This window comes from Caulobacter sp. AVps18 (genome assembly GCF_058681425.1).
In genome coordinates this window covers 488,089-503,460 of sequence record NZ_CM178737.1, presented here as the reverse complement: position 1 = coordinate 503,460, position 15,372 = coordinate 488,089, and the positions used below count along the sequence as shown (strand labels likewise).

At 68.1% G+C, this 15,372-nt stretch carries 11 protein-coding genes and 1 pseudogene; 3 read left to right on the top strand and 9 right to left on the bottom strand.

Annotated features, from left to right (window positions below; translation table 11 throughout):
• Window positions 1–35: 35 nt before the first annotated feature.
• Window positions 36–2,532: pseudogene (locus ACW179_RS02330) on the bottom strand (TonB-dependent receptor).
• Window positions 2,533–2,788: 256 nt separating this feature from the next.
• Between ACW179_RS02330 and ACW179_RS02325 the strand changes: the two are divergent.
• Both ACW179_RS02325 and ACW179_RS02320 read left to right on the top strand, forming a co-directional pair.
• Window positions 2,789–4,237, top strand: a complete 1,449-nt coding sequence (locus ACW179_RS02325) for a protein adenylyltransferase SelO (RefSeq protein WP_492062574.1) — start codon at window positions 2,789–2,791, stop codon at window positions 4,235–4,237.
• Window positions 4,238–4,345: 108 nt separating this feature from the next.
• Complete coding sequence (locus tag ACW179_RS02320) at window positions 4,346–4,474, top strand: hypothetical protein (protein ID WP_492064242.1); 129 nt, start codon at window positions 4,346–4,348, stop codon at window positions 4,472–4,474.
• 28 nt (window positions 4,475–4,502) lie between these two features.
• On the opposite strand, the gene ACW179_RS02315 is transcribed toward ACW179_RS02320, so the two are convergent.
• On the bottom strand, window positions 4,503–5,708 hold the full coding sequence (locus ACW179_RS02315) for a winged helix-turn-helix domain-containing protein (RefSeq protein ID WP_492062571.1): 1,206 nt from the start codon (window positions 5,706–5,708) through the stop codon (window positions 4,503–4,505).
• 106 nt (window positions 5,709–5,814) lie between these two features.
• On the opposite strand from ACW179_RS02315, the gene ACW179_RS02310 reads away from it, so the two are divergent.
• Window positions 5,815–6,663, top strand: a complete 849-nt coding sequence (locus tag ACW179_RS02310; RefSeq protein ID WP_492062568.1) for an aldose 1-epimerase — start codon at window positions 5,815–5,817, stop codon at window positions 6,661–6,663.
• Window positions 6,664–6,775: 112 nt separating this feature from the next.
• Here ACW179_RS02310 and ACW179_RS02305 read toward each other — a convergent pair whose 3' ends face one another.
• The 7 genes from ACW179_RS02305 to cydD all read right to left on the bottom strand — a co-directional run bounded on the left by ACW179_RS02305 (window position 6,776) and on the right by cydD (window position 15,326).
• A complete protein-coding gene (locus ACW179_RS02305; protein ID WP_492062566.1) occupies window positions 6,776–7,765 on the bottom strand; it encodes an alpha/beta fold hydrolase in 990 nt (329 codons plus the stop codon).
• Window positions 7,766–7,875: 110 nt separating this feature from the next.
• Window positions 7,876–8,490, bottom strand: a complete 615-nt coding sequence (locus ACW179_RS02300; RefSeq protein WP_492062562.1) for a response regulator transcription factor — start codon at window positions 8,488–8,490, stop codon at window positions 7,876–7,878.
• On the bottom strand, window positions 8,487–9,539 hold the full coding sequence (locus ACW179_RS02295) for a sensor histidine kinase (protein WP_492062557.1): 1,053 nt from the start codon (window positions 9,537–9,539) through the stop codon (window positions 8,487–8,489). The genes ACW179_RS02300 and ACW179_RS02295 overlap by 4 nt, the downstream gene beginning before the upstream one ends.
• 132 nt (window positions 9,540–9,671) lie before the next feature.
• Window positions 9,672–10,277: a response regulator FixJ gene (fixJ, locus tag ACW179_RS02290; protein ID WP_492062555.1), complete on the bottom strand. Its 606-nt coding sequence runs from the start codon at window positions 10,275–10,277 to the stop codon at window positions 9,672–9,674.
• Window positions 10,274–11,752: a PAS domain S-box protein gene (locus ACW179_RS02285; protein WP_492062550.1), complete on the bottom strand. Its 1,479-nt coding sequence runs from the start codon at window positions 11,750–11,752 to the stop codon at window positions 10,274–10,276. Before ACW179_RS02285 ends, fixJ begins: the two co-directional genes overlap by 4 nt.
• A 305-nt stretch (window positions 11,753–12,057) precedes the next feature.
• Window positions 12,058–13,677 (bottom strand): amino acid ABC transporter ATP-binding/permease protein, encoded by a 1,620-nt coding sequence (locus ACW179_RS02280; RefSeq protein WP_492062548.1) that lies wholly within the window; start codon window positions 13,675–13,677, stop codon window positions 12,058–12,060.
• Window positions 13,674–15,326, bottom strand: coding sequence for a thiol reductant ABC exporter subunit CydD (gene cydD / locus ACW179_RS02275; RefSeq protein WP_492062547.1), 1,653 nt, complete (start codon window positions 15,324–15,326; stop codon window positions 13,674–13,676). The genes ACW179_RS02280 and cydD overlap by 4 nt, the downstream gene beginning before the upstream one ends.
• Window positions 15,327–15,372: the final 46 nt, after the last annotated feature.

Sequence of the window (15,372 nt, the reverse complement as noted above, 5' to 3'; positions counted from 1 at the left end):
CACGGGGTCGAGCCCCGTCCCGGATCCCCTCCCGGTTAGAACTTTGCCCGCAGGGTCATGCCATAGGTGCGCGGCGCGCCGAGGAAGGCGTCATAGGTGATCGTATCATTGGCCGGAACATAGGTGGTGTTCGTGGCGCTGAGGCCCGAAGAACCTTGCAGGAAGCCGTTGAAGCCGACCTGAGTGTATTCTTCGTCCAGCAGGTTCTGGCTCCACAGTTCGACGGCCCACTTGTCGTCCGCATTGCCGAAGGTGACGCGGGCGTTGACGACCGTATAGGCGTCCTGGGTCTTGGGCTTGAACAGGTCCGAACCGGTGATGTAGTCGGACGAGTACTTGGCACCGACATTGAAGCGGGCCTTGTAGCTTTCGCCCACGTACCGCTCATAGGTAACCGAGGCCGAACCCGAATATTCCGGCGCCAGCGACAGGCGAGCGCCCGGCAGCTGCGACAGGGCGTTCGTCGGATCGTTGGGGATCTTCTGATTGCCGTATTCGGTCTTGGCGTAGGCCGCGAACCGGCGTGAACCACAGGAAGTCGGCGTCGATACCCTGCGAGGTCACTTCCGGGATCGAGCGCACCGCGAACGACGTGCCCAGGAAGGTGTTGAGCTGGAAGTCGGTGAACTTCTGGTAGAAGCCCGTGAAGTTCAGCAGCACCGAGCGGTTGAACAGGGTGTTCTTGACGCCGACTTCATAGCTGTCGACGAACTCGGCCGGGAACGAGGTGTCGAGCACCGGCAGGACGCCCGAACCACCGCTGGGCAGGCCGTTGGACGACTGGGCGCGGTCGAGGTTGTAGCCGCCGCCCTTGTAGCCGCGGGCGAACGAGGCGTAGCTGAACACTTCAGGCGTGAAGCGATAGGCCGCCTTGATCGTGCCCGACCATTCCTTGTCCTTGCGCTCCTGGTGGGTGCCGCGGCCGCTGAACAGCGGGTTGGCCCAGGGCAGGCAGAGGTTGCCGACGATGGTCGGGGTGGCCGCTGCACCGACGATGCCGGCGATACGGGCCTGGCCGGCCGGGGTGAGGCCGATGCCGCAGCCGACGCCGCCGTCGGTATTGAACTGGTAGCTGTCGACGTCCTTGCTTTCCGAGGTGTAGCGAAGGCCGGCCGTCAGGCTGAAGGCTTCGGTCACCTGGTAGCTGTTGTTGGTGAACAGGGCGATGGTCTTGGCGCGCTGCGAATAGGTGTCGCGCAGGCCCTGGCCGGGGGTGAAGGTCGTGCCCGGGGCGCGGCCGGTCAGGGCCGCGATGAAGTTGGCGACGCCGGCCGGATTGGTGGCCGAGCGCGACAGCAGACGGCCCAGATACTGCTCGTAGTCGTTGCCATAGAGGAAGTTGGCGCCGGTCTCGAGCTTCTCGTCAGCCAGGAACGTGCCGACCAGCCAGTCGAGATTGCCCGTCTTGCCCGCCAGGCGCAGTTCCTGGGTGTAGGTGGTGAACTCGCTGAAGTTGGTGCCGTCCTTGACGCGATAGGCGAGGTCAGCGGTCGTGAAGTCGCTGTCCTGGCCGTTGTCGGTACGCCAGTTACGAATGGCGGTGACCGAGGTCAGTTCGGCGAAGGGCAGGTCGATCTTGCCTTCCAGCGAGACGCCCATGTCTTCGATCGAGGACGGTGCGCCGCGGTTGGAATAGACCACGCGGTCATAGGGCTTGGCGACGGGGGCCAGGGCGGTCTGGCCGCTGACCAGGTTCAGGATGCCGGCGGTGGGACCGGTGCGGATCTGCACGGCGCCGCAGCAGTTCTCGTCGCGCTTGGTGTAGTCGGCGATGAGCTTGAAGGTCGAGTTGTCGTCCGGCACGAACAGCAGTTGGCCACGCACGGTGTAGAAGCCCTGATCGGCGTCCTGGTCGCGGTTGCTGCTGGGCTTCTTGCCGTTGATGACGTCGTTGAAGCCGTCGCGCTCGCGGGCGGCCACAAAGATGCGACCGGCCACCTTTTCGGAGTCGAACAGCGGGCCGGTCACCGAGGCGGCCAGGCCATGGGCGTTGAAGTTGCCGATGGTGGCTTCAGCATTGGCGGCGAAGCCGAACTCGGGCTCCTTGGTCACCACATTGATGACGCCGGCCGAGGTGTTCTTGCCGAACAGGGTGCCCTGCGGGCCCTTCAGGACTTCGATGCGATCCATTTCGCCCAGATCGCCGAACGACACGCCGTTACGAGGGCGATAGACGCCGTCGATGACGACGCCGACCGAGCTTTCCAGACCGGCATTGTCGCCGACGGTGCCGACGCCGCGGATACGGGCGGTGGTCGAGGCTTCCGACGAGGTCGAGGTCACGGTCAGGCCGGGGGTCAGGATCGTCAGATCCTTGATGTCCTTGACGCCTGTGTCTTGCAGCAGCTTGGCACTGACGGCGGTCACCACGACCGGCACGTCCTGCAGGTTCTGCTCGCGCTTCTGGGCGGTGACGACGATGCTGTCGACGGTGGGGATGTCGGTGTCCTGGGCCTGGGCGGCGCCAGCGGCGGACAGACCGGCGAGCACGACGGCTGACGCCGTGCCGCAAAGCACCTGGGTAAAGCGCATTTCCTACCTCGGTTCGTTATGCCGTGAGCGCTTGCATCGCCCTCGACTGTTTTGTTTGGTCTCAATCGAACGATTGTTCGAACGGACATCGAAGAATTAGGGAGCGTCCTGCGGCAGGGCAAGGGGAAACCCTTGTGGGCAAACGGAACGGAAACGGCTGTTGCCCAGAAGCGACAGGCCCGCGCCGGCATTCCCGACCCTCTGAAATCGTCCGGCGCGCCTTGCCAGACGGGATCTGCGGCCTCATCTGCCTCCTATGAACCTGCGCGCCGCCTATCGCCCCGATCCGAAATTCATGACCCTGGGCGGCGAGTTCGCCGATCCGGTCGCGGCGGCGGACTTCCCCTCGACTCTCCTGCGGTTCCGCAATGATCGCGCCGCCGCCACAGTCGGGCTGGACGGGCTGGACGACGCCGCATGGATCGCGACCTTCGGCCGGTTCCAGCCCCTGCCGGGCAACCAGCCCCAGCCGCTGGCCATGCGCTATCACGGCCATCAGTTCCGCAGCTACAATCCCGACCTCGGGGATGGGCGCGGCTTTCTGTTCGCCCAGCTTCGGGAGCAGGGCACTGATCGCCTTCTGGACCTGGCCACCAAGGGCTCGGGCCAGACCCCGTGGTCGCGGCAGGGTGACGGTCGCCTGACCCTGAAGGGCGGCATGCGCGAGATCCTGGCGGCTGGCCTGCTGGAGGCCCTGGGCGTGCCCACCTCGCGGGCCTTCTCGCTGATCGAGACCGGCGAGGCCCTGCAGCGCGGCGATGAGCCCAGCCCCACCCGCTCGGCGGTGCTGACCCGGCTGTCGCACAGCCACATCCGCTTTGGCACTTTCCAGCGCCAGGCCTGGCTGGAGCGGGCTGACAACATTACCACGCTGGTCGACCATGCGGTCGAGACCTATTATCCGCATCTGGCCAACGATCCCGACCGTCCCGCTGCCCTGATGACCGCCGTGGTTGCCGCCAGCGCCAGGCTGCTGGCCGGCTGGATGTCGGCGGGCTTCGTGCACGGCGTACTCAACACCGACAACATGGTCGTGACCGGAGAGAGCTTCGACTACGGCCCCTGGCGCTTCCTGCCGCGCAATGATCCCAACTTCACCGCTGCCTATTTCGATCACAACGGGCTCTACAGCTTTGGCCGCCAGCCCGAGGCGGTGTTCTGGAACCTGCAACAGCTGGCCGCCTGCCTGACCCTGGTCACCGATCAGTCAGGCCTGCTGGCGGCGCTGAACGGTTTCTCCGACGCCTATCGCGAGGCGCTGCGGGGCGCGATCCTGCGTCGGCTGGCGGTCAGGTCGCGCGGCGAGGCGGCCGATATCGCCCTGGTCACGGCGGCCTTCGGGGCCTTGGCCCATGGCGGCGAATCGCTGCGCTGGGAGCCCTTCTTCTTCGACTGGTTCGGCGGCGAGGCCTCGCAGGCCCGCGCCCTGGCCGGCCCGCGCGCGGCCCTCTATGGCGAGGCACCGTTCCTCGCCTTCCGCCAGCAGTTGGCCGGCTTCGAGCCCGACCGCCCCGAGCGTCTGGAAAGCCCGGTCTTCGCTCGCGACGAGCCCGAGGAACTGCTGATCGAGGAGGTCGAGGCCCTGTGGGCCCCCATCGCCGACCGGGACGACTGGAGCGCGCTCTACGCCAAGCTGGACCGCATTGAAGCGACCCGGCAGGCCTATGGTCTTGCTGCCGCCGCGGACCAAAGCGCCGCGCCCTGAATTTTTCCGTTCGAGTCCGGAACAATTGTCACGGTTCCGGCTTAGTGCTTCTGCATCGTGCCGATCGGTGAGGCTTTGCGGAGAGACCCCATGCGATTCTTCCAGTGGATGACGCTGATCTTTCAGCCCGTAATGCTGGTGGGTGCCGTCGCCATGTCTTTTGTCGGTGCCTTGGGCATACCGGGCTGCGCCCGCGCCATCAGCGAGTGCCTCAACGAGCGCCGCGAAGTCGCCTGAAGGCGATCTTGTCGCTAACGCGCTTAGACTAGGACGCTACGGCATCCTGTAGCGCTGCTGCAAGGTCGCCGCTGGGTTTGACCTCGACCGCGCCCAGCCCGAGCCAGGTCGCCATCAGCCGCAACTCCTGCGCCAAACGTGCCGGCGTCTGATCGTCAGCGGCGGGCTGGGCATGCGCCGCCTGGACCAGTAGCCTGCCCGTCTTGCGGTCGGCCTTCAGATCGACCCGCGCGGTCAGCGTATCGCCCTGCAGGAACGGCAGCACATAATAGCCGTGGGTGCGCAGGTGGGCGGGGGTGTAGATCTCCAGTCGGATACGGGCGTCGAAGATCCGTTCGGTGCGCTCGCGAAACCAGATCAGGTTGTCGAACGGCGATAGCAGGGCGGTGGCCTCGACCTTGCGGGGCCGCGCCGCGCCAGCGGCGATGTAGGCGCTCTGCCCCCAGCCCTCGACCGCCGCCGGAACCAGAACCCCCTCCTCGACCAGTTCGGCGATGCGGGCGCGGCTCTCGGCCGGACCCATGCGGAAATAGTCGCGAAGATCGCGTTCGGTGGCCACGCCCATGGCCTTGGCGGCGCGGGTGATCAGGGCGCGGTGGGCGTCCTCTCGCGTCGGTGTCGGGGTGTCAAGGATCGCGGCCGGCAGCACCTGCTGCGGCGTGCCATATACCCGCTCAAAGCCCGTGCGGCGGGTGGCAGTCGTCAGCTCGCCCGCCCAGAATAGGCATTCGACCGCGCGCTTGGCCTCGCTCCAGCCCCACCAGCCGCCGGGACCCTTCTTGGCGCCGGTTTCCAGCTCGCCGGCCGACAGCGGGCCGCGTCGGCGGATCTCGTCCAGCGCCCCCGCGATCACCTCGGGGTGGCTGTCGAGGAACTTCGCCACGCCTTTCCAGACGCCCACCCCGGCCCGGGCGTCAGCCATCCGCCAACGGAACAACGGGTGCAGGTCGCGCGGCATCAGCGAGGCCTCGTGGCCCCAGTATTCGCAGAGGACGGGTTTCTTGCCCCAGGCCAGATCCTCCAGCAGGGCGCGCGGATAGTCGCCCAGCCGCGAGAACAGCGGCAGGTAGTGGGAGCGGGAGACGACGTTGACCGAGTCGATCTGCAGCAGGCCCAGGGTCTCTATGGTCGACAGCACATGACGCAGCCCCGGCGCGGTGGGTCGCGCCTTGCCAAAGCCCTGCGCCGCCAGCGCCATGCGCCGCGCTGCGGCGGCGGAAAGTTTTTCGACCATGGCCCAGCCTAAGCCTTGGGCGGCGATAGTGCGCAAGCCCGTCGATGGGGATAGCGCTACCAGAAGGGCTTGCCTCGGTTTGCGGATCGGTCTTACCGATGCGGCCATGATCGTTCTCGAAACCGGCGCGGCGCGCCTTGAGCTTCTTCCCGCTGTCGGCGGGGCCGTGCGGGCCTTCAGCGTCGCTGGGCGCGAGGTGATGCGCGCCGGCCCTGACGGGGCGACTGACGCCCTGGATACCGCCAGCTTCCCGCTGGTCCCGTTCTGCAACCGCATTCCGAATGGTCGCTTTGCATTTGGGGGCGTGGACGTCGTGCTGCCGCCCAATCTCGGCGACCACCCCCATGCCCTGCACGGCCAGGGCTGGCGCGGTGCCTGGACGGTGGACCGGGCCGAGGGCGGGCAGGCCGTGCTTTCCTACGACCACCCGCCCGGCGACTGGCCCTGGGCCTATCGCGCGCAGCAGCGCTTCGTGCTGGGGCCCGCGTCCCTGCGAATCGAGCTGTCGGTGACCAATACGGGCCCGACGCCCATGCCTGCGGGCCTGGGCTTCCACCCCTATTTCCCGCGCCGCCCGGGCGAGGGGCTGACTGCGCCGGTCGACGGCGTCTGGATGATCGACGACGAGGTGCTGCCCACGGTGCATCACACCGGCGTCTGGGGTCCCGACTGGGCGTCTGGCGCGGCAGTCGAGGGGCATCCGGGCCTGATCGACCACTGCTACACGGGCTGGACCCAGACCGCCGTGCTGTCGGCGCCGGGCCTGCCCGACACGACGATCACCGCATCGCCCGACTGCCGCTGGCTGCACGTCTATGTGCCGCCGGGCGAAGATTTCTACTGCGTCGAACCCTGCGCCAGCCGACCTCATCCGTTCGGTCCGGGCGAGACGGGCATGGTGACCCTGGCTCCGGGGCAGAACCACGCAGTGTGGATGGAGATCGTGGCCGGGTAGGGGGCTGCGCCCTTCCTCTTTGAGAGCGGGCTCGGTCTGCCTCTTGAGCAGATGGCAATGCCGGCATGCGGGCCTTCTCAGACGTTCGCGGGGTCCGCTTGAAAGCCGATCCCTACCGGGAAGGCTTTGCGCTCACAGGTTTCGTCCTCATCGCTGATGACGGCGCTTCCGGATCGGAAAGGAACCGCCTCAACACCTCGTTCAGCCGTTCTGGTTGGTCCGACATGATGAAATGGCGGGTGTCGTCGATACGCACCAACTCCACGTTCGGCATGGTCCGATAACTGCCCCGGAACACGGCGTCGGCCATTTCCGCTGTCGGCTTTGTTCCGCCTGGAAAGACCAGCGTCGGATCATAGGCGTAGAGAACGAGCGCCGGTGTTTTGATGGTGGCGAGCTTGGGCCGAAGATCGGTGGTCAGGTCTTCGTAGAGCGCCCGCCCCCCCACTTGAGCGTCGCTTGCCAATCCATCCTCTACGATGCGGGCGCGGGCTTGCGGATCAAGCGCAAGCGAGGCGGCAATGTCGCGCTGCGAGGCTTCACGACGCGCCGGCGACGATGAAAAGGCACCGTCTCGCATGGCTTGCGCCATCGGTCGAACGCTTTCTGCCGTCATATTTGGACCGAACATTAGCCCCCAAAACGGCGTTGCATCGACGATCACGAGCCTGGCGACGTCCTGCGGATACTTCTCCGCCAACATCAATCCGAGCAGGCCGCCCAGAGAGTGGCCAACGATGGTCGGGCGCATCCGGCGCGCGGCGATATAGGCGTGAAGGTCTTCCACGAGCGCCGGCAAGAGCGGATCCGCCGCAGCATTGGTGCCGGCGGGCTGACCGGCGAAGCCGTTCACCTGGAGCAGGTGTAGGCGGTAGTCATTAGTCAGCCTGGCCGCTTGAGCTTCCCAGACCCATCGTCCGCTGGTCAGGCCCGGGAGCAGGATCACATCCGGCTTTCCAAGGGCACCCTGGTCCACGACGGTGAAACGGGTCGGCGGCGGCGCAGGCGCGGCCATCTGGTGTGAAGGCGCGGCCAGCGCCCCGCCGCCGGCAAAACAGAGGGCGGCGGCGATCAGGGCAAAGCGGATCGCAAGTTTAAGCATCGACGCATCCTTCCGAAGCGCCCGAACGGGCGATTGATCGGACGGCTTCGTGCCGCGACGGTGGCCTGCGCCGTAGTGACGAATGTCACCCCTCGCGTCGCCTGGGGGGATCAGAGCCAACCGTTGCTGCGGGCGATTCGGACTGCTTCGACCCGGTTGACGGCATATAGCTTTGAGGCCGCCTCAGAGAGGTAGTTGCGGACCGTGCCCGGCGACAGGCCCAGGCGATGGGCGATATCCCTGTTCGCCATCCCCTCTTCGGCTAACCGCAACACGTTGCGCTCGCGATCCGTGAGCGGATCGGGGCCGGCCTGGCGCGCCGCCTCGGCAAGATCGGCGGCGACAACAACACCTCCGCGGTAGACCGTACGGATCGCCTCGATCAGAGACTGCGCCGGTGCGACCTTCAACAGATAGCCAGAGACGTTCGCCGCGCGCGCCCGCGTGAGATAGCCAGGCCTTGCATAGGTCGTGACGACGATGACCCGAACCGGAAGCTTCTCCGCCTCGATGGCGTGAGCCAGTGCGATGCCGGAAAGACCCGGCATCTCCACATCGGTCAGAAGGATATCGGGGCGCAGCGCGCGCACCATCGTCAAGGCGCTCTGGCCATCGCATGCCTGGCCGACGACATGAAGATCGTTTTCAAGGGCGAGCAGGGCGGCGATCGCGCCCAGCACCAGCGTTTGATCTTCGGCGATGACGATGCGGATCGGCTCGCTCATGCCGGTACACTGGCGACGAGCGACAGGCCGCTGTCCTGCCGGATGACCAACGCGCCGCCGGCCGCCGCCAACCGTTGTCGCATCCCGGTCAGGCCCTTTCCTTCTGCGATCGTCGTTCCAGCGCCGTCATCCATTACGGTCAGCGTCAATTGATCGACCTGATGCGACAGTTCGATCACGCATCTGTTCGCGTTCGCGTGGCGGATGATGTTCGTCACCGCTTCGCGCAGAGTCATGGCGAGGATCGCCCCGGCGTCGGGCGGGATCGCTGTTGGGTCGCCCCGAATCTCGACCTGGATACACGCGGTTTCCAGCGCCGCGATTGATGCGGTGATCTCGCCAGAGAGGCTACCTCCAGCGTAACCGTCGAGTGCGGCGCGGAGTTCGGCGAAGCCGGCGCGTGCCTGCTCGCCGATGCTTCGAGCCTCTTTCGAGGCCGCCTCTCCGTCCCTGACCGCCAGCCGCTCGACAAGATCGGCCTTCAGAGCGACCAGCGTCAGCGTGCGGCCAATCACGTCGTGAACGTCGCGCGCCATACGCTCGCGTTCGACGAGGCCAGCAAGCCGCCTAACCTCTTCTTGCGTCGCGAGTAAAGCGCGCGTCCGGTCATAGAAGGCTTCGCGCGACAGCGACGCCCCGCCGATCAAGGCTGGCATGATCAGACTGGGAAGCCACCAGACCAGCGGTTGCCGCGAGACAACGCCGGCGACAAGAAAGGCTAGCAAACACAGCAAGATGGCACCAATAGCCGCGCGCTGTGGGCGAAGGCGCGCGGCTTGCATGGCGGGATAGACCGCAAGCCCGCTCCATCCGCCTCCCACCGGAACCAGCGCGACACCGATCACGGCCATCAGCCCGACCGATCCCGCCAGCGCCTTTCCGGTCAGATGGAAAGACCGGAAATAGACCGTCAGAAAGAGGCCGAGCGCGGCGGCGGACAGCAGGAGTTGGTGAGATGTAGGCGGGGTCCACAGCCAAGGGATGCCATAGGTGACGATATAGGCCAGCCAGGGCCAGGGACCATCCCACCATCGGGCATAGCTTCGCATGGATTGAGCCTCCGCTTTTGCTCAAGCGTGGTCAAGCTGGGCCATATCGGGCTCGCAGACAAAGCCTATGGCATAGGCCCAGAGCAGCTCTTAGCGCTGTCTTGCGGCACCGTCCGCCGCGACTACGCCAGCCTAACCCCGCACCGACAGCGTCATTCGCACCAGGGCCGCCAGGTTGTCGGCGTGCATCTTGGTCATCAGCTTGGCGCGGTAGATCTCGACGGTGCGGGGGCTGATGCCTAAGTCGCGGGCGATGACCTTGTTGGGATGGCCGCCCACCACGCCGTCCAGCACCTGGCGCTCGCGCTCCGACAGGGTCTCCAGCCTTTGCAGCACCTGGGCCTGATCGCCCGACACGGCCGGGGCCTGGCTGATCGTGCTGAGGGCGCGTTTCAGGGCGTCGAGGATGCGGCTTTCCGAGAAGGGCTTTTCGATGAAGTCGACTACGCCCGAGCGCATGGCCTCGACCGCCATGGGGATGTCGCCATGGCCGGTGATCATGATGACCGGCAGGCGGGCGTCCAGGGCGGCCAGCCGTGCGACCAGTTCCTGGCCGCTCATCTCGGGCATGCGCACATCGGTGATCACGCAGCCGGGGCGGGCGTCGGGCAGGGCGGCCAGGAAGGCCGGGGCGCTGGCATAGGTCTCGACGTGCAGATCGGCCGACTCCAGCAGGAAGGCCAGGGATTCACGGGCACCCTCGTCGTCGTCGACCACATAAACCACGGCGTCGGTCATAGGGCGTGATCCTCCAGTTCGGCGGGGGGCAGGGTGAAGTTGAAGATGGCGCCGCCGCGCGGATTGGCCTGGGCCCAGATCCTTCCGCCATGGGCCTCGATGATCGAGCGCGAGATCGACAGGCCTACCCCCATGCCCTGGGGCTTGGTGGTCATGAACGGCTGGAACAGCTTTTCAAGCACGTCGTCGGCGATGCCGGCTCCGGTGTCGGCCACGCTGACCTGGGTCCAGCCCTCTTCGGTCAGGTCGCTGGCGATCACCAGTTCGCGGCGGGGCATGTCCTGCATGGCGTCGATGCCGTTGCGGATCAGGTTCAGCAGCACCTGCTGGATCTGCACCCGGTCGGCGAAGACGGTGTCGGCGGCGGGAGACAGTTGCAGGCGCACATCGACCTGGCGTTCCTTCTCGCCGATCAGGGCCAGGGCGCTGGCCTCCTCGACCACCTTGGACAGGCTTTCCACCTCGCGCTGGCTGGCCCCGCGGCGCACGAAGTCGCGCATGCGGTGGATCACGTCGCCGGCCCTCAGGGCCTGGGCGGCGGCGCGGTCGATGGCGTCGCGCACCTTGGCCTGGTCGGCCTCGCGCCCCCGGTCGATCAGCCGCCGCGAGCCGGTCAGCAGGTTGGCGATAGCCGACAGGGGCTGGTTCAGCTCGTGCGCCAGGGTCGAGGCCATCTCGCCCATGGCTGTCAGGCGCGAGACGTGGACCAGTTCGTTCTGCAGCTCCTGCAACCGCGTCTCGGTCTGCTGGCGGTCGGTCAGGTCGCGGATGAAGCCGGTATAGAAGGGCTGGGGGCCCTTGGTCTCGCCGACCGCCAGCTCCATGGGAAAGGTCGAGCCGTCCTTGCGCTCGCCTACCACCACCCGGCCCACCCCGATGATCCGCTTTTCGCCGGTGCGGGCATAGCGGTGCAGATAGCCGTCATGCGCCTGGCGATAGGGGCTGGGCATCAAGAGGTTGACGTTCTGGCCGATGGCCTCTTGCGGCGTCCAGCCGAACAGGCGCACGGCGGCCGGGCTGAATGAGGTCATGATCCCCTGCTGGTCGATCACCACGATGGCTTCGGGGACGGTGTCGAGGATCGATTGAAGGTGGGCGTTGGTCGCCGCAGCGCGCCGCCGCGCGGCGTGGAACCAGCCGCCGCCGATGGCCATGCCGATACCCACCAGCAGGAAGATCACCGCGCTCAGGGCCCCGGCCAGGTTCGCCACGTCACCATCCGTGACCCAGCGGATCGCCAGGCTGGCGCAGACCGTGGCGAACAGGCCGCAAAACAGGCCTCCGATGGCGGCGCTGACCAGCACGGCGGGGATGAACAGCAGGAAGGCCGCCGGCGCAGTGAAGCTCTCGCCCAGCCCAAGGCGCGCCAGGAAGGTCACCCCCACCAGCGCCGCCGCCAGCAGGTAGGGCCCCGGGCGTGGATCGCTGAACAGCGGATTGCCTGCGCCTAAGGTCGCGCCCCTGCCAGCCTTCATGGGATCGTCGTCTCCGTCACCCGCATCCTATAGCCGAGTCTGGGGACAAGAGCCGCCATCGCCGTAAAATCCCACGGCTCCGTTGACGTGGATCAAGGCAAGACGGATCGCGAGAGACGATCCTGCGGCCTTCAACACGGGAGAGGTCTCATGACGGGCGGGCAACTGGCGTATCTCATTCTGGTCATTTCGGCCTTCACGGCCTTCGGCGTGGTGCTGATGGGCGGCTATATCTACACCAACCGAAAATAGCGCTGACATCAGCGGCATGGCGATCAGCCCGGCGGAGACTTCGCCGGGCTTTTTCATGCGGGGTCCGTCAAGGCGTTCATTGCGATCCGGCGGCCGCACAGGGTCAGCGGCGCCGGTCGGTGGCTGACCAGCAGAAGGCCCTGGCCGGTGCGGTCCAGCCGCGCGGCCAGCCGTTCCAGCACCAGGGCCTCGGTGGCGGTGTCCAGACCTTCGGTCGGCTCGTCCAGCAGCAGCCAGGGTGCGGCGCGCAGATAGGCCCGCGCCAGCGACAGCCGCCGCCGCTCGCCGCCCGACAGGCGCTCGCCATTGTCGCCCAGCCAGGTGTGCAGGCCTTGAGGCGCGGCGGCGATGCGGCTGTCCAGGTCCGCATCGCGAAGAGCCTCCCATAGCGCTTGGTCGCTGGCTTCGGGCGCGGCCAGGCGCAGGTTCTGGGCCACGGTGCCGACGATCAGGGCGGCGTCCTGCGGGGCGTGGGCGAAGGCTGCGCGGGTGGCGGCGGGCTCCAGGCTCGACAGGTCCAGGCCGCCCAAGGCGATGGCACCTGGCTGAGAGGGGCGCAGGGCCAGCAGGCGCTCCAGCAGGGTGGTCTTGCCGACGCCCGACGGGCCGATGATGGCGACCCGCTCGCCGGGAGCCAGGGTCTGGCCCAGCAGGGTCAGGCTCGGCGCGGCGGACGGGTCTTCGGTAAAAGCGGGGGCAAGGGCGGGCCGGGGCGTGTGGCGCAGGATCGTGTCGAGGCGCTCAGCCGCCTGATCGGCAGCGCCGTCCTGGTCGAAAGCGGCGACCACGCCGGCCAGCCCGTCCACGGCCATGATGGCGGCCAGGCCCGCCAGGGCGGCCAGGGCGGCGCCGGCCGGTGCGGCCAGAGCTATGGCGGCGCTGGCGGTCAGGCCTTGGATCACGGCCTGGGACAGCGCGATCCAGCCCCGCGCCTGCGCCGCTTCAAGGCGGGCGGCATCCAGCGCCGCGCCGCGCTGGGCCAGTTGTTCGCCGGCCCAGGTCTCCAGGCCATAGGCCCGCAGCTCCGGCGCAGCGGCCGACAGACCGGCGGCCTCGTCCTTAAGTTCGCCCATCAGGATCTGGATACGGGCGCCGGCGGCCGACGACAGACGCCGGGCGATCCCGCGTGCGACCAGCAGGGCGATCAGCGCCGCCAGCAGGATCGCCACGGCCGCAGGCCAGCCCGACAGCGCCGCAAGGCCTGCGCCCGACAGCACCGCCGCGCCCGCGCCCCAGGGCGCCGACAGCCGCACGAAGCGGGTCTCGACGGCATCGACATCCTGCACCAGTCGGGCCGAGGCCTCGCCGCCGGATATCGCCAGGGCCTCGCGCGCGGGGGCGGCGGCCAGGGACGCAAACAGCACCGGCCGGATGGCGGCCAGGGCCCGCAGGGCAGCGGCGTGGCCGCTGAGCCGCTCGCCATAGCGCGCCCCGGTGCGGATGATGGCCAGCAGGCGGATGGTGGCGCTGGGCAGCAGCACGTTGAAGGCCTGGGCCGTGGCCAGACCGGCCAGTCCCGCCAGGGCCGAGGCTGTGATGAACCAGCCCGAAAGGCCCAGCAGCACGGTTGAGGCCGCGCCCACGCCGGCCGCGCAGAGCGCCGACACCACCAGGCCCTCGGCCCGCCGTCGCCGCTGGTCGCGGATCAGAACCTGAAGGGGCGAGATGCTCATGCCAGTCTCACGACGTGATCGGCGATGCCCGCCACGGCCGCCGAATGGGTGGCGATCAGGGTGGTACGGCCCCGCGCGGCCTCGACCAGGACGGCCAGAAGCTGGGCTTCGGCGGCGGCGTCCAGATTGGCCGTGGGCTCGTCCATCAGCAGGATCGGGGCGGGTTTCAGCAGGGCGCGGGCCAGGGACAGGCGCCGCCGCTCGCCGCCCGACAGGCCGCTGCCGCGCTCGTCCAGCAGGGCGTCGAGCCCGCCGGGGCGCAGCGCCAGGGCACCGGCAAGCCCGACGCGCTGAGCCACGGCTTCGATCTGGGCGCGGGTGGCCTGCCGATGGGCCAGGGCGATATTGTCGGCGATGGAGCCGGCGACGATCAGTGGATGCTGGCCCGCCCAGGCGATCTGTCCGGTCAGATCACCCACCTCATGGCCGTCGATCCGCACCACGCCGCCGCTCAGCGGTGCCAGATCCAGCAGCAGGTTCAGCAGCGAGCTCTTGCCCGATCCGCTGGGACCCAGAAGGGCGGTGATCTGTCCGGCCGGTACGCTCAGGTCAAGGCCGTCCAGCGCGGGGGCGTCGGTGTCGGGATAGCGGATGGTGACGCGCTCGAACGCGATGGCAGGCGGGGCGGTCAGGGCCTGGGTCGCCGGGCGGGGCGTGGGGGCGGGCAGGGCAATCAGGCTGAGGGCGGCGGCCTCGGCGGCCTGTTTGTCGTGATAGGCGGCGGCCAGGCGGCGCATCGGCAGATAGACCTCCGGCGCCAGGGCCAGCACGAAGATCGCCCGCTTCAGGTCCAGCTGTTCGGGAACTGGGAAGGGCAGCAGCCGCAGCAGGTTGAAACCGCAATAGACCGCCACAAGGGCCACCGACAGGGCGGCGAAGAACTCCAGCGCCCCCGACGAGAAGAAGGCTACCCGCAGCACCTTGATGGTCCGCTCGGCCAGGTCATCGGCGGCGCGGCCAAGATCGCGGGTCACGCGGCCTTCCGCCTGAAAGGCCAGCACCACGGGCAGGGCGCGCACGCGGTCCAGGAACAGGCCTGACAATCGCTCAAGCGCCGTGAACTGGGCGCGCGACTGGGCGGCGGCGGCCGTACCGGCCAGGGCCATGGCCAGAATGAACGGAACCAGGGCGAACAGCAGGATGCCGGCGGCGATGGGGCTGGCGAAGGCCGCCACGGCGATCAGGACCAGTGGCGTAGCGGTGGCGGAAAAGCGGGCGGGCAGGAAGCGCGACACATGGCCGTCCAGCGCCTCTACCCCCTCGACGACGGCTGTGGTCGCCGCGCCGCGCGACAGGGCGGCACCCGGCGCGCGGGCGGTCAGGGCGGCGGCGACGTCAGTGCGGGCGGTGGCCTTGACGGCGGCGGCGGCTTTCGCCCCGGCCTCGCCTGCCAGCTTGGTCAAAAGGCCTCGTGCGACGCCGGAGAGGATCAAGAGTGCAAGCCAGGGCGTCGCTGCGGCAAGTCCGCGCCCGCCGGCAAGAGCGTCGATGGCGCAAGCCAGGGCGGCGGCGAACAGGGCCGCCGCCGCCCCGTCCAGCAGAACCATAAGTCGCGCGCGGCGCAGGGGGGCCGCGCCGGCCTTCTCCAGGCCCTTCAGTCTCCTTGCGACCTGGGCGAGGTCGGCGAGAAAGGCTGGACGAGCTTGCATGGCTTGAGTGTAGGCTGAGCTTCCCTGCCGTCCTTGATCTGGATCA